The sequence below is a fragment of the Rothia sp. SCPM-O-B-18226 (M350) genome, assembly GCF_058213595.1.
On sequence record NZ_JBYQJS010000001.1, the window covers coordinates 464,420 to 484,784 of the forward strand.

At 60.1% G+C, this 20,365-nt stretch carries 19 protein-coding genes; 14 read left to right on the forward strand and 5 right to left on the reverse strand.

Annotation, left to right across the window (positions count from 1 at the left end):
- Positions 1 to 230 precede the first annotated feature (230 nt).
- The 7 genes from AC3E6W_RS02035 (at position 231) to AC3E6W_RS02065 (ending at position 8,809) form a co-directional block, all read left to right on the forward strand.
- Positions 231 to 1,205, forward strand: coding sequence for a TDT family transporter (locus AC3E6W_RS02035; protein WP_049343268.1), 975 nt, complete (start codon positions 231 to 233; stop codon positions 1,203 to 1,205).
- Positions 1,206 to 1,306: 101 nt separating this feature from the next.
- Positions 1,307 to 2,470, forward strand: coding sequence for an ABC transporter ATP-binding protein (locus AC3E6W_RS02040; RefSeq protein ID WP_049343267.1), 1,164 nt, complete (start codon positions 1,307 to 1,309; stop codon positions 2,468 to 2,470).
- 406 nt (positions 2,471 to 2,876) lie between these two features.
- Positions 2,877 to 3,407: a 50S ribosomal protein L10 gene (rplJ, locus tag AC3E6W_RS02045; RefSeq protein ID WP_049331849.1), complete on the forward strand. Its 531-nt coding sequence runs from the start codon at positions 2,877 to 2,879 to the stop codon at positions 3,405 to 3,407.
- 152 nt (positions 3,408 to 3,559) lie between these two features.
- Positions 3,560 to 3,934 (forward strand): 50S ribosomal protein L7/L12, encoded by a 375-nt coding sequence (gene rplL, locus AC3E6W_RS02050; protein ID WP_049331852.1) that lies wholly within the window; start codon positions 3,560 to 3,562, stop codon positions 3,932 to 3,934.
- 169 nt (positions 3,935 to 4,103) lie between these two features.
- Positions 4,104 to 5,645 carry a glycoside hydrolase family 32 protein gene (locus tag AC3E6W_RS02055; RefSeq protein WP_049343266.1) on the forward strand — a complete coding sequence of 514 codons (1,542 nt, stop codon included), beginning with the start codon at positions 4,104 to 4,106 and terminating at the stop codon, positions 5,643 to 5,645.
- A gap of 239 nt (positions 5,646 to 5,884) precedes the next feature.
- Complete coding sequence (locus tag AC3E6W_RS02060) at positions 5,885 to 7,876, forward strand: PTS sucrose transporter subunit IIABC (RefSeq protein WP_490652208.1); 1,992 nt, start codon at positions 5,885 to 5,887, stop codon at positions 7,874 to 7,876.
- Between the two features lie 270 nt (positions 7,877 to 8,146).
- Complete coding sequence (locus AC3E6W_RS02065; RefSeq protein ID WP_049331860.1) at positions 8,147 to 8,809, forward strand: GNAT family N-acetyltransferase; 663 nt, start codon at positions 8,147 to 8,149, stop codon at positions 8,807 to 8,809.
- Positions 8,810 to 8,934: 125 nt separating this feature from the next.
- Here AC3E6W_RS02065 and AC3E6W_RS02070 read toward each other — a convergent pair whose 3' ends face one another.
- The 5 genes from AC3E6W_RS02070 to moaA form a co-directional block, all read right to left on the reverse strand.
- Entirely contained in the window at positions 8,935 to 10,029 is a 1,095-nt protein-coding gene (locus AC3E6W_RS02070; RefSeq protein WP_490652209.1) for a LacI family DNA-binding transcriptional regulator, read from the reverse strand.
- Positions 10,030 to 10,165: 136 nt separating this feature from the next.
- Positions 10,166 to 11,461 carry a molybdopterin molybdotransferase MoeA gene (locus AC3E6W_RS02075; RefSeq protein ID WP_049331865.1) on the reverse strand — a complete coding sequence of 432 codons (1,296 nt, stop codon included), beginning with the start codon at positions 11,459 to 11,461 and terminating at the stop codon, positions 10,166 to 10,168.
- A 69-nt stretch (positions 11,462 to 11,530) separates the two neighbouring features.
- Positions 11,531 to 12,235 (reverse strand): molybdenum cofactor guanylyltransferase, encoded by a 705-nt coding sequence (gene mobA / locus AC3E6W_RS02080; RefSeq protein ID WP_490652210.1) that lies wholly within the window; start codon positions 12,233 to 12,235, stop codon positions 11,531 to 11,533.
- A gap of 1 nt (position 12,236) precedes the next feature.
- Positions 12,237 to 12,503, reverse strand: coding sequence for a MoaD/ThiS family protein (locus tag AC3E6W_RS02085; RefSeq protein ID WP_490652211.1), 267 nt, complete (start codon positions 12,501 to 12,503; stop codon positions 12,237 to 12,239).
- Positions 12,504 to 12,565: 62 nt separating this feature from the next.
- Positions 12,566 to 13,777: a GTP 3',8-cyclase MoaA gene (gene moaA / locus AC3E6W_RS02090; RefSeq protein ID WP_049343260.1), complete on the reverse strand. Its 1,212-nt coding sequence runs from the start codon at positions 13,775 to 13,777 to the stop codon at positions 12,566 to 12,568.
- A 236-nt stretch (positions 13,778 to 14,013) separates the two neighbouring features.
- Between moaA and modA the strand changes: the two genes are divergently transcribed.
- The 7 genes from modA (at position 14,014) to AC3E6W_RS02125 (ending at position 20,295) form a co-directional block, all read left to right on the forward strand.
- Positions 14,014 to 14,805 carry a molybdate ABC transporter substrate-binding protein gene (gene modA / locus AC3E6W_RS02095; RefSeq protein ID WP_070680165.1) on the forward strand — a complete coding sequence of 264 codons (792 nt, stop codon included), beginning with the start codon at positions 14,014 to 14,016 and terminating at the stop codon, positions 14,803 to 14,805.
- A gap of 164 nt (positions 14,806 to 14,969) precedes the next feature.
- Positions 14,970 to 15,830 (forward strand): ABC transporter permease, encoded by an 861-nt coding sequence (locus tag AC3E6W_RS02100; protein ID WP_490646080.1) that lies wholly within the window; start codon positions 14,970 to 14,972, stop codon positions 15,828 to 15,830.
- 99 nt (positions 15,831 to 15,929) lie between these two features.
- Positions 15,930 to 17,309: a molybdopterin molybdotransferase MoeA gene (locus tag AC3E6W_RS02105; RefSeq protein ID WP_490652212.1), complete on the forward strand. Its 1,380-nt coding sequence runs from the start codon at positions 15,930 to 15,932 to the stop codon at positions 17,307 to 17,309.
- A gap of 88 nt (positions 17,310 to 17,397) precedes the next feature.
- Positions 17,398 to 17,892, forward strand: coding sequence for a cyclic pyranopterin monophosphate synthase MoaC (moaC, locus tag AC3E6W_RS02110; protein ID WP_049345775.1), 495 nt, complete (start codon positions 17,398 to 17,400; stop codon positions 17,890 to 17,892).
- A 56-nt stretch (positions 17,893 to 17,948) separates the two neighbouring features.
- Positions 17,949 to 18,467, forward strand: a complete 519-nt coding sequence (locus AC3E6W_RS02115; RefSeq protein ID WP_049345777.1) for a MogA/MoaB family molybdenum cofactor biosynthesis protein — start codon at positions 17,949 to 17,951, stop codon at positions 18,465 to 18,467.
- Positions 18,457 to 18,981 carry a molybdenum cofactor biosynthesis protein MoaE gene (locus tag AC3E6W_RS02120; protein ID WP_049345778.1) on the forward strand — a complete coding sequence of 175 codons (525 nt, stop codon included), beginning with the start codon at positions 18,457 to 18,459 and terminating at the stop codon, positions 18,979 to 18,981. The genes AC3E6W_RS02115 and AC3E6W_RS02120 overlap by 11 nt, the downstream gene beginning before the upstream one ends.
- Positions 18,982 to 19,101: 120 nt before the next feature.
- Positions 19,102 to 20,295, forward strand: a complete 1,194-nt coding sequence (locus tag AC3E6W_RS02125) for a ThiF family adenylyltransferase (protein WP_371555490.1) — start codon at positions 19,102 to 19,104, stop codon at positions 20,293 to 20,295.
- Positions 20,296 to 20,365 lie beyond the last annotated feature (70 nt).

Here is a 20,365-nt window from a genome sequence, read left to right on the forward strand (position 1 = left end):
CGATTTTTTGTGCATGATTTTGTCTATGTGAGGATTCAAAACACAGTGTGAAGATTCAAGACATTGCGTGACCGGCGTCAGTTAAAGTGCGTCATGGACTTCCAGTTTTTATAGGCTTAAAACGTAGAATGAACTCCTGGCCGTGATTACCCCGGCACCTCTAAAACCGATGGCGGAGGAAGCCCAAGCGCTTCCTATCCGCTCCCAATCTATGACGAGAGATAGAACCCATGTCTTCTTCCACCCAGAACGCGCAGCTGGCCCGTTGCGGCCTCAGCCTGCCGGTCAACTATTTTGCCGTGGCACTGGGCACCGGGGCCCTGGGTGCGGCCTGGCGTACTGGTGCTTCGAAGGGTATGGCGCCTGACTGGGTGGGTGAGAGCATCCTGGCTTTTAACGCCGTGGTGTGGCTGCTCCTTGTGGGTTTCCTGGTTCACGCGGTGGTGAAGTACCGCGCATGGGTGTGTAGTTTTTGGGAGCATCCGGCGCGTACTTGCTTCTTTTCGCTGATTCCGGCGACGACGGCGCAGGTGGGCGCGGCTCTCTACCCGTATGCGGAGGTTCCGGCTCTCACGCTGGTTGTGCTGGGCGCTGTGGGTCAGTTGTATTTCGCCTCTCATCGTATTGCCGGTACGTGGCGTGGCGGGCATGCACCTGAGGCAACCTCACCGGTGCTGTATCTGCCGACGGTTGCGACAAACTTCGCGACTGCTACGGCGATGGGCTTTGTGGGTTGGCATGATATGGCGATGCTCTTCTTCGGCGCGGGCCTGATTTCGTGGTTTAGCATTGAGGGCGCGATTCTGAGCCGCCTGCGCACCCTGACCCCCTTGCCGCAGGGGGAGCGCGGCATTATTGGTATCCAGATGGCACCGCCTTTTGTGGGTGGTAACGCCTACCTTGCGGCTAACGGTGGCACGGTGGATTGGTTCTTCCTGGTGCTGACCGGCTACGGCATTTTGCAGCTGATTTTCCTGATGCGTCTGCTCCCGTGGACTCTTGAGGGTGGTTTCTCGATGAGCATGTGGGGCTTCTCCTTCGGTATGGCTTCCATGGCGGCGAGCGGTATTCGCTTGACGGCTGCTGGCTCGCTGGGGTTGGTGGGTCCTGCGCTAACGGTGGCGGGTACGGCTTTCTTGATTTTCCTGTGGGCGGGCACGCTGTACTTGGCTGTGAAGGGACGCCTGTTGGTGCGCCCGAACTAAGGTTCCCGTGTGAGGCGCCGGCGTGAAGTTAGTGTGCTGTTGTATGACGGCGCTTATCTTCTGCGCCTATGCCGTGGGTGGGTTTCGGCGATAATGGGGGAATGACTTCTGCATCCTATTCTTCTGCCGCGGCGGAGCCTTTTGAGGGCCTGCGTATTCGAGGCGTCGCGAAGACCTTTGGCGCCGGTACGACGGTTCTGAATGAGATTGACCTGGATGTGCACCCCGGCGAGTTGATTTCGCTGGTTGGTTCCTCGGGTACCGGTAAGTCAACGCTTCTTCGCATTATTGCCGGCCTGGAGGACCCCACGACGGGTCGGGTGACCTACGGCGGTCAGCCTCTGGAGCGCGGCTCGGTGGGTGTGGTGTTTCAGCGTCCCATTCTGTACCCGCACCTGAGCGTGAAGGATAATATTCTCTTCCCCACGCGTCTGCATGGTTTTTCCGGTGAGGCCGATATTGACTATTACCGCGAGCTGCTGGCAGCCCTGAAGCTTGAGGGCTTGGAGAACCGCAAGCCTTCGCAGCTGTCGGGCGGTCAGGCCCAGCGCGTGGGCATTGCCCGAGCCCTTATCCGTCGTGCTCCCGTGGTTCTTTTTGACGAGCCCTTGGCCAGCGTTGACGAGGAGATGAGCGCGAGCATCCGAGCCGATATTGTGCGCCTGCACGAGCGTTACGGTTTCACCGGCTTGTACGTGACTCACGATCAGAACGAGGCGCTCATGCTGGGTCATCGTGTGGCGGTCATGGACTCCGGCTACCTGGTGCAGGTGGATACCCCGGCTCGTCTTTTGGACTATCCTCACACCCTGCAGGTGGCGAAGCTGCTTTCGGCCCCCGCGCTGAATCTGCTGGATATCGAACCGGAGGATTCCCTGCCCGCCGATTGCCGCCTGGCGATTCGCGCCTCCTCCTTCTACGAACTGGGTGGGGGAGAATCCGAACAATTGCACGGTGTCCTGTCGGCGCAGGTTCTGGGGCAGCGTCACCTGGTGGGCGGTATGCTCTACCGCGCGGCCCTGAGTGAGACCGCAACTTTGCCTGTGGCCTCGGAACAGCTGGGGGCGGACGGTCATCCCGTGGAACCCTCGAATGTTGAAAATGCTGAGTACTCGGTGCGTGTGCCGGCCGGCCAGGAGCTGGAATTCTTCCTCTCTGATGCCGGGGGAATCTCCTACGCAATTGGTAGCGATGTGCAGCTGGGTGTTGCTCCGCAGCGGTGCTTCCTCTTCTCCGGGGGCAAACGCTTCTACCTGGGCGGATAGCTCGAGTTTCGGTGTTGTTTCGACGTCGAGCTGAGGCTGGTAAATCCCGCTGTTGGCGGAGGTTCTGAGCTTTTAAGTGATTAACCCCGCTTAACGGCGGGATTTTCCTGTTTTAACTTGCGGCCTGCCCGAGAACCTGAGATGATAAACGAACCAAAGACCGCCGGTCTAGAACTATGTCCTTTATCCCCACTTCGGTGGAGGTTAAGAACAGGGTTCTGATAAGAGCTGATTTCCCTCAAGAAATCGCCGCCCGCGTAGGTGCCTCGAAGTGAATAGCCGCAAACCCCTGAGGGTTTCGTCTATCGTGCCTCGTACGCCTGCGCGTCGAGGCATTTTTTATTGCTTGCAATAGTGCTTCGAGGCTCTACCGGCGACCTTACAAGAATCGGAAGAAGGAACTACCATGGCGACTCAGGAAAAGATCGCTGCAGTATCCGAGCTGAAGGAACTCTTCGAAGCTTCGAACGCAGTCATCCTGACCGAATACCGCGGTCTCACTGTTGCACAGCTCAAGGAGCTGCGTCGCGCACTCGGTGCAGAGACCGAATACGCCGTGGTGAAGAACACGCTGGCTGCTATCGCAGCTAAGGAAGTTGGCATCGACGCATTCGAAGGCCACCTCCACGGTCCCTCCGCACTGGCATTCATCAAGGGCGACCTGATCGATGCTGCCAAGGGCCTGCGTGACTTTGCCAAGGCTAACCCCCAGCTGATCGTGAAGAACGGTTACTACGAAGGTGCCGCTCTGTCCGAGGACGACGTCAAGCGTTACGCTGACCTGGAATCCCGCGAGGTTCTGCTGTCCAAGGTTGCAGGTGGTGCAAAGGCTACCATCGCACGCATCGCACAGGTTGTGGACGCACTGCGCGTCAAGCTGGAGGAGCAGGAAGGCGCAGCTCCCGCTGCTGCCGAGGAGGCTTCGGAGGAGGCATAAGCCCCTTCGTGCTACTGCACCAGCCGCTGAGATACTCAGCAGCGCACAACGCAACAGCGTATGCGCACCCTTAGTTTGACCGACCCCTACGGGGTGGGTACCCAAGATTTACACAGCGGGGCGACCCGCACAGATAGTGAAGGAGCCAAACAATGGCTAAGCTGTCCATCGAAGAACTCATTGCAGCATTCAAGGAACTGTCCCTGGTTGAGGTTTCCGAGTTCGTCAAGGCATTCGAGGAAGAGTTCGACGTCACCGCAGCTGCTCCCGTTGCAGTTGTCGCAGGCGGCGCAGCAGGCGAGGCTGCTGAAGAGAAGTCCGAGTTCGACGTTGTCCTGGAGTCCGCTGGCGACAAGAAGATCGCAGTGATCAAGGAAGTTCGTGCCCTGACCTCCCTCGGCCTGAAGGAAGCAAAGGACCTGGTTGACGGCGCTCCCAAGACCCTGCTCGAGGGCGTTTCCAAGGAAGACGCTGAGAAGGCTAAGGAGCAGCTCGAGGCTGCCGGCGCATCCGTCACCCTCAAGTAATCGACTTCTTCTCGATTCTTACGCGGGCGGTACATCCACTGGATGTGCCGCCCTGCGGCATTTAACGTCCTCTGTGGTGCCTCTCTCCTTGGCCCGGTACGGGGCTCCGGGGTGCCGTATGATGGGATGAGACAACCCAGACATTCTTCCTGACGAAAACGGATAAGACATGAGCGAGCAGAAGAAAAAGAATCAGAAGTCCTCGCCCCGCCCCGCCCGTGACCTGGCGGCAGAGGCACAGCAGATCCTGGATGCTTTTGGTGCCGGAGTTCGCGAAGATCGCGACTACCCCGCCCTGCACCTGGCTCCTCCGGTCGGCCGCCTGAACGACCCGAACGGCCTTGTCTTTGACGGCAAACGCTACCATGCTTTCTACCAGTACTCGCCCCTGCACCCCGAGCGCATGGTGTACTGGCGTCACGCCGTGAGCGAGGACCTGACCCACTGGACCGATGAGGGCACCGCACTGGTCCCGGACAGCCGCTACGACTCGCACGGTTGCTACTCGGGTTCCGGAATTAAGGTTCCCGGCGGTTTTGAGTTCTTCTACACCGGTAACGTCAAGGACTCCAAGGGCAACCGCGAGACCTACCAGATTCTTGCCACCGCCGGTGAGGACGCCAAGCCGACTCGTCAGCTGCCCCCGCTGATTTCCGGCCCCGAGGAGGGCTACACCGCCCACTACCGAGACCCGCACGTGTTCCAGCGTGACGGTCGCTGGTGGATGGTCATCGGCGCTCAGCGCGAGGATAAGACCGGTGCCGTGGTCGTGTACACCTCCGAGGACCGCCGCGAGTGGACCTTCCTCGGTGAGCTGGGCATTAAGGATAAGACCCTCAAGGGCACCTACATGTACGAGTGCCCCTCCCTGCTGAGCATGCGCGATGAGCTGACCGGCGAATTGCGTGATGTGCTGATCTTTAGCCCGCAGGGACTGGAGCCGCTGGGGGAGAAGTACAACAATATCTTCCAGAGCGGTTACATTGTGGGCTCGCTGGATAACAAGACCCTCAAGTTTAAGGTGGAGACCCCCTTCACCGAGCTGGATGCGGGCTTCGAGTTCTACGCCCCGCAAACCATCTCGGGCACCGGTCTGAGCGCCGACCCGGAGGCACCGCACACCGCAAGCGGCGATGCCCCGGTGATGATCGCCTGGCTCGGCAACGCGGATCAGGATGACCTGCCCTCGTGGAGCCACCGCTGGGTGCACATGTTCACCTACCCGCGTGAGCTACACCTGCGCAACGGTAAGCTCTTCCAGCGTCCGGTTCCGCAGCTGAACGACGCGATGGAGATGAAGCCGCTGTACCGCGAGGAGGAGAAGGGCAAGCTCGTCGAGCTGAAGAACGCCCTGACCTTCCGCCTGCGCGGCCGCGTGAACGTGGCTGATGAACGGGTGAAGATCAAGATTAAGGACACTCACGGCGTGGCCCTGAGCATCGTTCTGGATAAGGACTTTGTGCAGATGGACCGCGGCGGTACCCGCTACACCGAGGGTGGTAGCCTGCGCCGTCGCAGCCTGAAGCGTTCGAAGATTCGTGAGTTCGACCTACTGGTGGACGGCTCGGCAACTGAGCTGTACGTGGGCGGCAAGCTGGCCGCCTCTATGGGTGCAGAGGTTATGACGGCTCGCACCTTCTTCAAGGGGGATAAGCGCCGCGTTCGCCTGACCGGTGGCGAGGTGCTGTCCCTGGAGTACGGCCGCCTCTAAGCCGTTTTCTAAGCGTTAGGAGCCGCCCGCACGGGTGGTTTCCGGTAATTTCTGAATATGTCTGAGGGCTCACTTTCCGTGTGGAGGGTGGGCCCTCGCTTTTAAGAACTTTCCCGTGATACCATGTTTTACATCCGATATGTCAAACGTATGACATATGCATGACATGCACACACAGACATATCTCACCTCATTCACAAAGCATCATACGGTGGTGCTCCAAACAAAGGAGAGCGAGCGTGGACCACAAGTCAGTGGCACAGCGCGTGCTGAAGGACGTCGGGGGCGCCGGCAATATCGTTGCAGCCGCACACTGCGCAACCCGCCTTCGCCTCGTCCTGAAGAACCAGGACAAGGTCGACCAGGCAGCAATCGACAACGACGAAGACCTCAAGGGCAGCTTCCTTAACGCTGGCCAGTTCCAGATCATCGTCGGCCCCGGCGACGTCAACGAGGTGCATAAGCACCTCATCGCTGCTGGCGCACCCGAGGCATCCAAGGACGAGCTCAAGGAAATTGCTTCCAAGCAGGGCAACATTGTCTCCCGCTTCATCAAGACCATTGCTGACATCTTCGTGCCGCTCATCCCGGTGCTGGTCGGTGGCGGTATGCTGATGGCGCTGAACAGCGTGCTGACCTCCAAGGACATCTTCGGTCCCGAGAGCTTCATTGCAATGCACCCCGAATGGGCTGACTTTGCGGACATTGTTAACATGCTCTCCGCCGCTCCCTTTGCCTTCCTGCCCGTGCTGGTCGGCTTCTCCGCCACCAAGGTCTTTGGCGGTAACCCCTACCTGGGTCTGACCATGGGTGCCGCAATGGTCTCCCCGGCACTGATGAACGGCTACAAGGTCGCAGCATCCCTGGCGGGTGCTGAAGGCTCCGACCCGATGAAGTACTGGAACCTCTTCGGTCTGCAGGTTCAGCAGGCGGGCTACCAGGGTACCGTGCTGCCCATCATGCTGGTCGCCTTCATCTTGGCGAACATCGAGAAGTTCTTCCACAGGGTCCTCAAGGGCACCATCGACTTCATCTTTACCCCGACCCTGACCATCCTGATCACCGGCTTCCTGACCTTTATCCTGGTCGGCCCGCCCATGTTCGCAGCCGGTACCTGGCTGGGTGAAAGCATCAACTGGCTCTACACTGTTGCCGGCCCGCTGGGTGGTCTGATCTTCGGTACTGCATACGCATTCATCGTGATGACCGGTATGCACCAGGCATTCCCGCCCATCGAGATGAGCCTGTGGGCAACCGGCGGTTCCTTCATCTTCGTCGTTGCCTCCATGTCTAACGTGGCTCAGGGTGCTGCCGCAGCCGGCGTCGCACTGACCACCAAGAATAAGAAGATCAAGGGTGTTGCTACCGCATCCGCACCCTCCGCATTCCTGGGTATTACCGAACCCGCAATGTTCGGTGTCAACCTGGCTCTGCGCTGGCCCTTCTACATTGCAATCGTCTCCGCAGGTATCGGCGCAATGGCCGCATCCATCCTGAACGTGAAGGCAAAGGCACTGGGCGCTGCCGGTTACATCGGCTTCCCCTCCATTAACGCTAGTGTTGGTGCCGGTTGGGCTGGCTTCTTCGGCTGCCTCGTCCTGACCACCGTCATCGCCTTCGTCGCCTCCTTCATCTGGGGTAAGAAGGTTGAGGCTGGTAACACTGAGGAAGCCGAGGCTCCTGCCGCTCCTGTAGCTACCGAAGCTTCCGCCGAGGCTCCTTCGGCAGCTTCTGCTGAGACCTCCGGCGAAGGCGTTGAGCTGGGCGCTCACCTGGTGGGTACTGTGGTGCCTCTCGTAGACGTCAAGGACCCCACCTTCTCCTCCGGCGCGCTGGGCGCGGGTATCGCGGTCGAGCCCACCGAGGGTAAGCTCTACGCACCGGCTGACGGCAAGATCACCGTCGCCTTCCCCACCGGCCACGCATACGGTCTGCGCACCGAGGACGGCCTGGACCTGCTGATGCACATCGGAATGGACACCGTGGAGCTGGACGGCAAGCACTTCGAGCCCAAGGTTGCTAAGGGCGACACTGTCAAGCGCGGCGATGTCATCGCTGAGTTTGATATTCCCGCGATCAAGGCGGCTGGCTACCCGCTGGCCACTCCGTTGGTTATCACGAACTCCAAGAAGCTGGCCGAGTCGGTGCAGGACGCTCAGAATTCCGGCGCGGCTGTGACCAACGCTGACTCCGTGCTGAAGGTTGTTCTGAAGGCTAAGGCTAACGCATAGTCTGTACACAGAGTGAGTAGATAAACTCTCCATTTTTGAACACCCCGTATCTTTTCCTTGAAATGATGCGGGGTGTTCAAATTTTTTATGGGCGGCTAAATAGAAAGGGTGAATAACTATTCATATAAATTATGCATAATGGTGCAATATTTGCTGTCGGGAGTCTGTGCATATGCATGTAAAATGTCTTGATTAGGCACGATTCGTTAGCCATGAGGACGGAATACAGCTAATATTTATGTAGACTTCAAGCTTTCGTAAAGGGTGAATATGTCCTCGGAATCCTATACCGTCCGCACCGCCGAACCTCACGAGTACTCGGAGGTAGTGGAGGTGCTTATCTCGGCTTTTGACGGTGACCCCGCCATGATGGCCATCATCGGTGGCAAAAACCGCCGTAAGGAGATGGAAAAGCTCCGCGCTATTATGACCCTGCAGGTTTACGGTAATTTTAAGGACCGCGGACGAATCGACGTTGCCGTGGATGATTCCTCGGGCAAGATTGTTGGCGTCTGCCTCTGGAATAACCCGGAGTCCCAGGAAGGATCATTCCTCAACGAAATCAAGCAGATTAGTGCCTACTACCGTGGACTGGGGCCGGTTACCCTGGTTCGCGCCATCATGATGGAGCTGCACCTGCTCAAGTATCGCCCCTCGTACAAGCACTGGTACCTCTTCAACATTGGTGTGCTGGAGGAGCTGCGCGGCCGCGGTATTGGCAGCAAGCTCCTTGACTACGGCACCGCCCGCCTTGAAGGTTACCCGGCCTACCTCGAAGCGTCGACCTACGACAGCGCTCGCCTCTACGAGCGTCGCGGCTTCCTCTCCCTGGGGCCTCTCGGGGGTATCTTCCCGAAGGCTCACGCGGTCGGCATGGTGTATCCCGCAATCGGCCCCGCGGAAGTCGTCGCCCGTGCCGCCGGTCAGGCTTAGCGCGACGGCCCGGTCGTAATTCGGGTACTCAAGAGCCCCACAAGATCCTAAACGTAAAGATTTGCCCCGCCGCTCCACAAATGTGGAGTGGTGGGGCGAATCTTTGGAAGAAAAGCGGGGGAGAGCTACTGCAGCTCGTCCGGCGCCGAGGTGTCCGGCTCCACGAGCGAGAGATCGGGGATGGTTCGCACGGTAGCCCCCAGGTGCAGCTCGATGGGCAGCACATCCCCGGGAAGGTATGCGGAACCCTCGGAAGTCGAATCTGCGGGTGCCGCGGAGGCGGTCGATGCATCCTGTCTTTCGATAAGCTCCAGCAGGCGCTGAACGGCTCGTTGAGCGATTCCCTCGATGGGCTGAATGACGGTTGCGAGTTCCGGCATGAGCAGCTGAACGGTCTGTGTACCGTCGTAGCCGATGACCTGGAAATCCTCGGGAACGCGGCTACCTCGCGTGCGCGCCCAGCCCAAGGCCAGCGCGGCGTAGTTATCGTTGGAGGCGAACACTGCATCCACAGGCTCGGCGCTATCGGCTCGCTCGTCTAAGTAGCGGTATAGCATCTCGCGCTTAAGGCCGAGGGAGGGGCGGAAGCCAAGCTCCACAAACTCGGGGGTCAGGCCAGCATCGAGCATTGCTTCGCGGTAACCGCGCTGACGCTCATTGTGCTCGCCCAGGGTGGAGGTTACGTGCACAATTGTCTGGGCGCCCGTGGCGATAAGGTGCTCCGTGGCCGCGTGTGCGCCGCCGTAGTTATCGGAGCGGATGTTGGGGTAAAAACCGGTCTCGCGACGGTCTACCGTCACCAGGGGGGCCTGGGCATGCGGGACGTTCACGAGCGCATCCGAATGGGCGCCGGTGATGATGCCGTCCACCTGATTGGCGAAGAGCATATCGAGATAGCGCTTCTCCTGCTTGGGGTGGTCTTCACTATTGCAGAGAATCACCCTGTACCCGGCATCGGCCAGGTGATTCTCGAGCTGGTACACCATCTCTCCGTAGAAGGGGTTGGCCACGGTGGGGAAGATGAGACCCACCGTCTGGGAGCGCTGACCCTGCAGGCTTCGGGCGATGGCGTTGGGCCGGTAGCCGAGTTGCTGGACGGCCTCGTGCACCTTGGTGCGGGTGGCCTCGCTCAGGTAACCGCGGTTGTTGAGCACTCGGGATACGGTGGTGGGGGAGACGCCCGCCAGTGCGGCAACGTCGCTGAGTTTGGGCTTCGCCACGGGGCTCCTTTGTGGTTGAGACAGGATATGCTAAACGATTGACATATCTCTATCAACTATACCTTCTGCTGGATGGGAACGCCGATAACACCCACGGTGAAACCAGCCTTCCCACCCCGCATGAAGTGTCCCAGGCTTAGAAGACCGGAATAATGCGCGCGCGTGAACCCGCAGGATGCGCCCCGCCGGTTACCGTGGAATCGTCGAGCACCGCAAAGTGCGTGGCGGCTGCCAGGGAAGATAGCATGTGCGAAGCCGACTTCGGTAGCGGATAGGCCACGCCCTCGGTCACCCGGACGGGCACCAGGCGAGTCGTCACAGCCTTGCGCAACGTGGGAACATCCTCGGCAAGAACGGCCGCGTCTGCTGCGGGCAGGGGCATGGAGCGCAGGCCGGCCAGAAGAGGCGGCAGGTAGGAGTAGAGAGCCGTATAGGCGGCCAACGGGTTACCCGGAAGGCCCAGTACGAAACGCTGGTGACCGGCGTTCGGCCCGGTTTCGGGTACCGGCAGGCTTGCGGCCAGGGCCGGGTGGCCCGGACGCACATCCACCGACTCGAAGATATAGGTCGCTCCCAAATCGTTGAGGGCCTTACGCACCATATCCACGCCCGAGGTGCTCGAGCCGCCCGTAAACACCAGGATGCGCGCGGTGGAGGTCGTCAGGAAGGTCGAGAATTCGGACTCGACGTCGGCCAGGCGGGCCGAGGGGCGAACCTCGCATCCGGCCGCGGCGATGGCATGCTCCACGAAACCTCCGAAAGCGTCGCGCACCTGACCCGGGTCGGGCAGGCCAAAGGTAATCACCTCGTTACCGGTGAACGCGCAACGCACCGGGATGGGCGCGTAGACGGGCAGCTCATCGAAACCGTTCGTGCCCAGAAACGCTGCCATGCGGGAGGAGATGCGCTCGCCGTGGCGAGCCAGGTAATCACCGTGCTGTAGCTCCACGCCGGCGAAACGAATATCGGTTCCGGGGGCGGGCGGTTCAAATCCCTCAGCCATCTCCAGGTAGTGGATGCTGGCTCGGGTATCGGCGGAGGCCAGGGAATCGGCTCCCTCGTAGTTGCTGGTGTGCTCCTCGCGCACGATGGCCTCGGTGCCTTCGGGAATCAGGCCGCCGGTTAGAATCGGGGTGGCCTCGCCCGGGCTAATCGGCACGGTGAGACGGTGAATATTAGCTCGAGAATCCTCCGGGTAGGAAGGCCTCACCAGACGCCAGGGCGGGTTGCCCGCCACAGCGTAGCCGTCCATCGCGGAGGAGCTGTAGTGCGGCACCGGCATCATGGCGTGCACGTCTTCGGATAGGTAATGGTCAATCGTCGCTAAGAGAGGAAGAGCCTCGGCCTTGGTGTCCGGGGCGGCCTGTGTGCCGGCGGCGTGCAACAGCTCGCGCGCCTGATCCCATGAGACGGCGGGAATATGGTGGGACATGGTACCTCGTGTGTGCTGAAGCGGCGTTAGTTGGCCGCTGAAAGTAGATGCCCGTGGTAGCGGGGCGGTCTAGTAGCTAGACCACAGGGAAGTGGTGTACCCCAGTCGCTCCGCTTGCTCCCAGGTATCGACATCGGCGGTGTGCTGGGCGGAGAGCTCAACGCTGACCGGGTTGAGACGGCGCAGGAAGGAACGGACGGAGGCGTTGGTGGTGCCCTCTGAAAACACCGAACGGATGCTCTCATAACGGTAGATACCCACCAGCGGCTGGTAGATGCCCCCAGAAACCCCCCAGAAGCCCTCGGACGCGGGGGAATCCCCCTCATGGCTGAGAGGTCGGGCAGTCGCATCGTTGGCCGCGGCGGTACGCATAAGTAGCTGCACCGCGGGAGCGATGCGCGGGGTATCAACACCCAGGATGAGGCACCATTTCGGCGTCGGGGTGCCGGAGCCCTCGCATTGGGCCGCCACGCGTTCTAGGCCTGCGTGAATGGCCGCGGCCGGTCCAGAGAAGGGTGGGTCTTCTCGGGTGAGTAGAACGTCGGAGGGGACGGGCAGGGTATCGGGCCCGACCACAACTCGCGGCGAGGCCTGCCGTACCGCCTGTAAAGCGCAGCCGAGAAGCGTATTCGTGCCGTTCGAGAGCGAGGCCTTGGGCACATGCCCTAGGCGGCTGGACTGCCCGCCGGCCACGACAACCGCGGCGCAGGAGAACTCGGGGTACTCGGGAAGAATCGGGGGAATCGCGGCGGGCGACGGCGAAGAATCGCTCATCCTAACCACCCGCGAAGGGGGGAAGGACATCAACTCGATCGCCATCGGTTAGCGGCGCGTCGGCATCGGAGCGGGTGCCGTTGACCAGGAAGGAACACTGCTCCATAACCTGGGCCAGGGTCAGGCCGGAGGGGGTGGTCCCCGTAAGCTCCCGGCCCAGGTAGGCGATGAGCGCGCCCAGGGTCGGCGAATCAATGTCACTCGGGGCCATCGACAGCTCGGCGGTACCCGCCGCCGCGCGCGCGGCAGCAAAGAAATGAACCTGCATCATGCTCCTAATGCTATACGAGGGGGCGCGAAAAACAAGGGGGTGCGCGGGGCGGCTAGGGGTTAGCCTCCGATGGCGCTCATGGAGCGGCTCGCCTTGGCAAATTCCTCAATATCGAAGTCTGCGTCTTCCTTGCCGTGGGCGCGCGGTTTAAACCACATGCCTTCACGCCAGCGCAGGGCCAGCTCATCGTCCGTGGCACCGGAGCGCAATAGCTGCATGAGGTCGGTCTCGGTGTCGGAGAAGAGGCAGGAACGGATCTTGCCGTCGGCCGTTAGGCGGGTGCGGGTGCAGGCGCCGCAGAAGGACTCGGTCACCGAAGCGATGATGCCCACGCGGCCCAGGGATTCGGTGCCGTCGACGGGGAACCCCGCCTCATCCAGCACGGTGCCGAGCGGGTAGACCTCCCACAGCCGGGCGGGGGAATCGCCGCGTGCTTCGCGTACCGAACCGAGCACGTAGGCGGCCGAAAGCTTCTCTCGAATCTCAGCAGCGGTGATGGTACCCTCACGGGTCCAGCGGTTGTCTGCGTCCAGGGGCATCTGCTCGATGAAGCGCAGCTGGTAGCCACCCTTGAGCGCCCACTCGAGGAGCTCGGGAGCCTGCCCGTCGTTGAGGCCGGGCATGAGCACGGCATTAATCTTGATGGGCCACAGGCCGGCTTCGGCGGCGCCATCGATACCCTTGAGCACGGCTTCCAGCTTGTCGCGTCGGGTGAGCTCGGCGAAGGTCTCGCGGCAGATGGTATCCAGCGAGACGTTGATGCGGGTCAGCCCAGCCTCGGCAAGGGCTGCGGCCCGCTTGTCCAGGCCGATGCCGTTGGTCGTAATGGACAGGGGAACCTCGGGGTGCTCCTGATGGATGCGGGAGATAATGTCGACCAAATCAGCGCGGACGAGGGGTTCACCGCCCGTGAAGCGAATCTCTTCGACGCCCAGCTGGGAGATAGCAATATCTGCAAGGTGCGCAATTTCTTCGGCGGAAAGCAGGTTTTCCTTGGGGAGCCACTGCAGTCCATCGGCCGGCATGCAATAAATGCAACGAAGATTACATTTATCGGTTAATGAGATGCGCAGGTCGGTTGCGGTGCGTCCCCAGCGGTCGAGGAGCGGACCGCTGTTCGTAATATTTGGGAGCTTCCTCCGCGGCTTTGTGGAGGTCTCAGATTTTTCGGGCGTCACAAAAGCAGCACCGCTGTTATTCGCAGAAGATAAGGTGCTTAACAAAGGGCCTGCAATCAGCTGAGAGCGGCCAGAATCTGCCGTGTACGCCATGGAAAACCTATGTAGAAAATTAGTATATTTCGGGTAACAATATGATTATTCCACGTTCGAAGACCCATTACATAGTGTGTGAAGGGTAAGTTACATTCGCGGTGACCCAAAGAAACCGCGATAACGTGTCATGGTGTACGCAAGCTAGGGGGCGTACATAAATTGTCACAAAAGCCTCGCGTGGAGCACCTCACCTCATGCAACTAACACGACTAGTTCAAGGACAAAGTACTTTCATGAAGACTCCTCTCGCCGCTCTTAGCGCACTGGCTGCTGCAACCCTGACTCTGACCGGTTGCGGCTCTTCCCAGGCCTCTTCCTCCGCTGCATCTCAGGCATCCTCCGGCAAGATTCAGGTCTTCGCCGCAGCATCCCTGAACAATGCGGGCGCCGACCTGGAGAAGGCCTACGAGGCAGCTAACCCCGGCGTTGACATCACCTTCGTCTACGAGGGCTCCGCAAAGCTCGTCACCCAGATCGAGCAGGGCGCAACCCCCGACATGCTTATCACCGCAGACACCAAGAACATGGACAAGGCTAAGAAGCTGGACGAGTTCTCTGGATCCGACTCCACCGTTCTGGTCACCAACAAGCTGGTTCTCGTTACTGCTGAAGGCAACCCCGGTAAGATCAACAGCCTCGACGACCTGAAGACCACCGAAGGCGTCGTCGCAGTCTGCAAGGAAGACGTCCCCTGCGGCACCCTGGCACACGAAGAGCTGAAGAAGCACGACATCACCCTCAAGAACGCAACCACCGAGGGTAAGGTCACCGACGTGGCCACCAAGGTCACCACCGGTAACGCCGATGCGGGCTTCATCTACACCACCGACCTCGCAGCTGCCAAGAAGAAGGGCGTAAACCTCGGCTCTGTCGACCTGCCGGACGTTGAGCCCAACGAATACCCTGCAGCGCTGAGCAAGACCGGCGCATCCTCAGATGCCGCTAAGAAGTTCAACGAGTGGCTGAAGACCTCCGACGAGGCCAAGAAGATTCTCGCCGGCTACGGCTTCAACACCACCAAGTAGTCTGTAAACGCTAACCCGCCCGCTCAGCGGGGTTAGCGCGAAAAGCCGGGATGCGGTGGCACCTTATAGAAGTGTGCCACCGCATCCCGTCACGCCTTTTACCCACTACTTGTGGGATACCCACTCCCATTCACCGCCTTCGCATCCCAACCCCTCACGAATCTATGTCTGCATCTTCTTCTGCCCGTCGCGCGCAGCGATCTTCGGCTCGTCTTTTTGCGTCGGTTCCCCGATCCTTCACCATCCCAGCTTTCATTGGTCTTCTGGTGATTGCCGGTCCGCTCCTGGGCCTGTTCCTTAACGTCCCGTGGAGCCAGCTCGGGACCGTCTTCACTCCGCAGGTGATGGGCGCGGCTAATCTTTCGCTCTCAACGGCTGCCGTCTCAACCCTGATTTGCGGTCTTCTGGGTGCCCCCATCTCCCTGCTCCTGTCCAAGGTGCTGAATCGTTCGCGCCTGCACCGATTCGGTGCGGTTCTCTACGCCATCATCTACACCCCGGTGATTCTCTCCCCGGTGGTTTCGGGTCTGGGGCTGCTCTTCTTCTGGGGCCGTAAGGGTCTAATCGGCTCGTACCTCTATCAGGCTGGTATTTCGATTCCCTTCACCTCGAACGCCGTGATTATTGCGCAGACCTTTGTGGCTCTTCCCTTCTTCGTGGCCACCGCGGTTACCACGTTGCAGGCCATTCCCCGCGAGTACGAGGAAATCGCGCTGGTCGAGGGTGCCGGTCCCGCCGAGGTGACTTTTAAGGTGCTCCTGCCCCTGGCGGCTCCCGGTCTTGCCACCGCTTTTCTGCTCTCCTTTGCTCGTGCGCTGGGTGAGTACGGCGCAACCGTTACCTTTGCCGGTAACGTGCAGGGTAAAACCCAGACTATTCCCCTCGCGATTGACCTAGCCATCAACAGTAGTGACCTCCCGAGCGCCCTGGGTAGTGCCCTCATCCTCATCAGCCTCTACCTGGGAATCTTTGGCGTGCTGGGCCTGGCTCGCACGCTCAAGAAGCTACGCGAGCGCCTCGGGTAGCCAAGTTACGAGGGCAGGCCGTTAGGTGGCACTGTATTTACCCGCCCCCGGGTGCACCGTACACTGTTTATATCCGTATGTCGCACGATAGGAACCGCAATGATCGCTCCCGAGTTCAACGGAACTCCCAACACCGAGGAATACCGCGCCTACCTGGCCCTTCTCCTTCGAGAGGTCTTCATCGGCACGGCGGAGACCGTTCCTCTCGATCATGCGGCAGGCCGAATCCTCGCCCAGGATGTCACCGCCCGCATGGATGTGCCCAGCTTCGACAACTCGCAGATGGACGGCTACGCGCTCACCGCGGCTGCCGTCGATCGTGAGGACCGCATCTTTACGATCGGCCGCGAGATTCCCGCGGGTCGGCCCCTGCAGCGCTCCCGTGCATCCGATGACCTGACCTACCCGATTATGACCGGCGCTCCCATCCCCAAGGGATACGATGCGGTGATTCCCGTAGAGCAGTCGGAACGTATCGAGTACCCCGACCTTCCCGAGTCTTTCGGCCGTCCCAGCGAGAAGATTAAGCTGGCCACCGGCCGCGTGGGGCAGTTCGTGCGCCGCCGCGGCGAGGATGTTGTGACCGGCCAGGTGCTTGCCCGCGCCGGACAGCGTGTGACCCCCGCTCTGCTGGGCGCGCTCGCCTCCCAGGGGTACGCACGTTTGACCGTTGCGGCGGGCCCTCGCGTGCTGGTGTGCACCGGCGGCGACGAGATTCGCTCCGGTACCGCCGGTGAGGACAACGCCTCCCCGGACGACCTCGCGCAGGGCCAGATTTTTGACGCCAACGGTCCGATGCTCAGCGCCATGCTACGTGAGGACGGCGCGACGGTTCGCCGCATCGCAATCGGTGACGACCCCGTTGAACTGCTACACCGTCTGGCTGCCGAGTACGAATCCTTCAAACCGGACATCATTATTACGTCCGGCGGTATCAGCCACGGCAAGTACGAGGTTGTGCGTAACGCCATCGCTAAGGCGCACGAGGCGGACATCCTGGTGCCCGTCTCATGGTTCGGCCACGTGAGCCAGCAGCCCGGCGGTCCCCAGGGCGTGAACGTCCTGGACTTCAAGAGGCACCGCGTCCCCATGATTTCCTTCCCCGGCAACCCCGTGAGTACCCTCATCTCCTACGCGCTGATTCTGCGCCCCTACCTGCGCGCTGGCGGCCCCTACGGTGTACCCCACGCGGTAGCCTCCGAGCAGGCCACCCTTGATAACGCACCCCGCGGCGTGCTGGTGACCGATACTTCGCTCACCGCACCGCCGACTAAGCGCCAGTTCCTGCGCGGCACCCTCGCCATGGTGGAAACCGAGCCGGGCACCTACCGCGTGGAGCTGTATCCGGACGTCCTCTCCGGTTCGCACCTGCTACATCGTGCCGCTCAGGCCGACGTGCTCATCGAACTTTCCCCGGGCATGACGTACACCGGGGGAGAGGCCGTGCCCTACCACCGTATCCGCCTTACCGACGATTAATAGACACCCCTTGAGACGCGCCGAGGTAGCCCCTACGGTGCTCTATCGACGAACACGATACGTCAATTTATAGATTCCAGGAGACACGATGACCTCTACCCCCGAACAGGACCTCACCCATGTGCGCGCCGACGGCTCGGCACACATGGTCGATGTGACGGAAAAATCCGTAACCACCCGCACCGCGGTGGCTGAGGCAACCGTCCACACCCGCCCGGACGTCATCGAGAAGATTTTTGACGCCGACCTGCCCAAGGGCGATGCTCTGCCTGTGGCGCGCGTTGCGGGCATTATGGGCGCCAAGCGCACTCCCGAGATCATTCCGCTCTGCCACCCGCTGCCCCTGGGCAAGATTACGGTGGATTTCGAGCGCGGACCCGACTTTGTGCGTATCGAGGCGTCCGTCAAGACTCGCGGTGTGACCGGTGTTGAGATGGAGGCGCTGACCGCGGTTTCCTCGGCCGCGCTGACCGTCTTCGACATGATTAAAGCCGTTGACAAGCACGCCGTGATTACCGATATTCGGGTCCTGGAGAAGAGCGGCGGTAAGTCCGGCGATTGGTCCGTGCGCGCAGATTCGTAGAATGAAGAAACGGGGTTGGCGTAGTGGTGCGCCGTCCCAAAGGAGGAAAGTATTCAATGAGCACTGACGATTTCACGATGCCTGAGAACCTGACCGGTCTGGTGATTGTCGCCTCGACGCGTGCGGCTCGCGGTATCTACGAGGATAAGTCCGGCCCCATCGCGGTGGAGTGGCTACGCTCGCGCGGTTTCGAGACCCCGGATCCCGTGGTGATTGAGGACCGCGAGATTATCGATTACTTCAACAACCTGGTGGCCGAGGGTAAGAAGAACGGTAACCTGCCGACTTTTATTCTGACCAGCGGTGGTACTGGCTTGAACTCTGATGATCAGACCGTGGAGGCCGTGCGCCCGCACCTCGATAAGGAAATCCCCGGTATTATGCACGCCTTCTGGATGAACGGTCTGAAGAATGTTTCTTCAGCTGTTCTCTCTCGCGGTGTAGCCGGCGTGATTGACCGTACCTTCGTGATGACCCTGCCGGGATCGCGCGGTGGTGTAAAGGATGGCGTGACCACTCTTGATCCGCTGGTCGAGCACATTTGCCGCCAGATGGAGGACTACCATGACCACTAAGCCGAAGGTCGATTCTGCGGTTCCCGCCGAGGCTCCTCTGGACCATTCCGGTGATCAGGGCGCTGAACCCAGCGGCTCGACCGTTATCTTCACCGATATTACCGAGGCTCCGCTAGAGCCCCTGTACGCCGCCGCGAAGGCCGAGGTTATGACTGAAGCCATGGGAGCCCTCGTGATTTTTGACGGTATTGTGCGCAACCACGATCACGGTAGCGCGGTACGCGGGCTGTCGTACAGTGCGCATCCGCAGGCTCGCGAGTACATTGCTGAGGTGGCTGCCGAGGTGGCTGCCGAGCTGGACGGTGTGCGCTTGTGGGCGGTACACCGCGTTGGCCCCATCGCCATCGGCGAGTCCGCTCTGACCGTAATGGCCGCAGCCGCCCACCGCGGCCGCGCCTTCGATGCCTGCGAGCTGGTGGCGGATCGAGTCAAGGCTCGTGTACCCATCTGGAAGGAACAGGAACTGCTCGATGGAAGCATCGAGTGGGTTGGCGTGGACACCTCGCCCTGCTAATCCGCAATCCTACATATTCTTATATTTTCATATAAGCCTGCCAGAGAGGTATCCTCTGTGGCAGGCTTTCTTTTTCTCAATGTATCGCTTCGCTGAATACCCCTCAGAAAGGTTGCAGCAATGTCCCATGTTTCTTCACGTGATGTCGAGGAACTCTCCGATGCCGAGCGTGCGTTTTACTCTCGTCAGCTGATTCTGCCCGAGATGGGGTACGAGGCCCAGCTGGCACTCAAGGGCGCGCGTGTGGTGGTGCTGGGAGCCGGCGGCCTGGGGGCTCCTTCTCTGCTATATCTGGCGGGTGCAGGTGTGGGGCACATCGTTGTGATCGACGACGATCGGGTGGATACTTCCAACCTGCACCGCCAAGTGATTCACACGTATGCTCGCGTCGGCAACTCCAAGGCTGAGTCGGCGGCGGAGTCTCTTCGCGCTCTGAACCCTCACATTCAGGTTGATGCGGTGTGCGCACGCCTGGCGGCTGAGAACGTTGATGAACTGCTGGCCGGCGCAGATCTCGTGCTCGATGGCAGCGATAACTTTGAGTCGCGTTACCTGGTATCGGAGGCTGCAGCTCGAGCCGGTATTCCTCACGTGTGGGCCGCCATTCTTGGATTCGATGCGCAGCTCAGTGTTTTCTGGGCAGGCCACGGCCCGGTGTACGAAGACCTTTATCCTCATGCTCCCGCTGAGGGGAGCGTACCCTCGTGCAGTACCGCGGGGGTCGTGGGGGCTATGGCTGGTGTTGTGGGTGCCGCGATGGCGATGGAAGCTGTAAAGCTTTTGACGGGGGTGGGTAACCCCCTTATAGGTGAGGTAGGCCTATATTCGGCATTAGGTGGAAGGTGGGAATATATACCCCTTGTAGCTAGTGCGCAAGCTGAGCCTAAGAAAACGCCTGAATTGCCCCAAAAAACGAACAAGAAGGCCCAAAATCGCGTAATAATTCGTAATATTCCAAATGATTTAACTGGCTCTTCCATACCTTCTACCCCCTCTGTGGTGAGTGCTCGGGAGCTTAAAACGATGCCAGAGGGCGAAAAGATTGCCCTTTTGGATGTTCGAGAACGAGTCGAATTTGCTGCTTTTGCTATAGAGGGGGCGATTAACCTACCCCTGACGGAGATTCTGGAATCGTCTCGAAAAGGTGATTTAAAGGCGCTAATTGGGCGTAAAATCCCTCCAAACGCTCGAGAAATCGTTATTTACTGCACCGGGTATACGCGAACGGTTGAAGCGGCACGTGAGATAGCGCCCTTGGAAGACCGTCCGGTGCGTATGCTCGAAGGCGGAATCTCGGCCTGGCTTACGGTTTAGATAACCTTTTAAATTCTTAATTAGGGTAGGTTTTTATTCTGTATTTTCTATGCTGAGTTTCCGATATATT

What these genes read in the sequence shown, in the direction of transcription:
- AC3E6W_RS02035 (WP_049343268.1), top strand. Translation starts at nt 231, where the DNA reads ATGTCTTCTTCCACCCAGAACGCGCAGCTGGCCCGTTGCGGCCTCAGC.
- AC3E6W_RS02040 (WP_049343267.1), top strand. Translation starts at nt 1,307, where the DNA reads ATGACTTCTGCATCCTATTCTTCTGCCGCGGCGGAGCCTTTTGAGGGC.
- rplJ (WP_049331849.1), top strand. Translation starts at nt 2,877, where the DNA reads ATGGCGACTCAGGAAAAGATCGCTGCAGTATCCGAGCTGAAGGAACTC.
- rplL (WP_049331852.1), top strand. Translation starts at nt 3,560, where the DNA reads ATGGCTAAGCTGTCCATCGAAGAACTCATTGCAGCATTCAAGGAACTG.
- AC3E6W_RS02055 (WP_049343266.1), top strand. Translation starts at nt 4,104, where the DNA reads ATGAGCGAGCAGAAGAAAAAGAATCAGAAGTCCTCGCCCCGCCCCGCC.
- AC3E6W_RS02065 (WP_049331860.1), top strand. Translation starts at nt 8,147, where the DNA reads ATGTCCTCGGAATCCTATACCGTCCGCACCGCCGAACCTCACGAGTAC.
- AC3E6W_RS02075 (WP_049331865.1), bottom strand. Translation starts at nt 11,461, where the DNA reads ATGTCCCACCATATTCCCGCCGTCTCATGGGATCAGGCGCGCGAGCTG.
- mobA (WP_490652210.1), bottom strand. Translation starts at nt 12,235, where the DNA reads ATGAGCGATTCTTCGCCGTCGCCCGCCGCGATTCCCCCGATTCTTCCC.
- AC3E6W_RS02085 (WP_490652211.1), bottom strand. Translation starts at nt 12,503, where the DNA reads ATGCAGGTTCATTTCTTTGCTGCCGCGCGCGCGGCGGCGGGTACCGCC.
- moaA (WP_049343260.1), bottom strand. Translation starts at nt 13,777, where the DNA reads ATGGCGTACACGGCAGATTCTGGCCGCTCTCAGCTGATTGCAGGCCCT.
- modA (WP_070680165.1), top strand. Translation starts at nt 14,014, where the DNA reads ATGAAGACTCCTCTCGCCGCTCTTAGCGCACTGGCTGCTGCAACCCTG.
- AC3E6W_RS02100 (WP_490646080.1), top strand. Translation starts at nt 14,970, where the DNA reads ATGTCTGCATCTTCTTCTGCCCGTCGCGCGCAGCGATCTTCGGCTCGT.
- AC3E6W_RS02105 (WP_490652212.1), top strand. Translation starts at nt 15,930, where the DNA reads ATGATCGCTCCCGAGTTCAACGGAACTCCCAACACCGAGGAATACCGC.
- moaC (WP_049345775.1), top strand. Translation starts at nt 17,398, where the DNA reads ATGACCTCTACCCCCGAACAGGACCTCACCCATGTGCGCGCCGACGGC.
- AC3E6W_RS02115 (WP_049345777.1), top strand. Translation starts at nt 17,949, where the DNA reads ATGAGCACTGACGATTTCACGATGCCTGAGAACCTGACCGGTCTGGTG.
- AC3E6W_RS02120 (WP_049345778.1), top strand. Translation starts at nt 18,457, where the DNA reads ATGACCACTAAGCCGAAGGTCGATTCTGCGGTTCCCGCCGAGGCTCCT.
- AC3E6W_RS02125 (WP_371555490.1), top strand. Translation starts at nt 19,102, where the DNA reads ATGTCCCATGTTTCTTCACGTGATGTCGAGGAACTCTCCGATGCCGAG.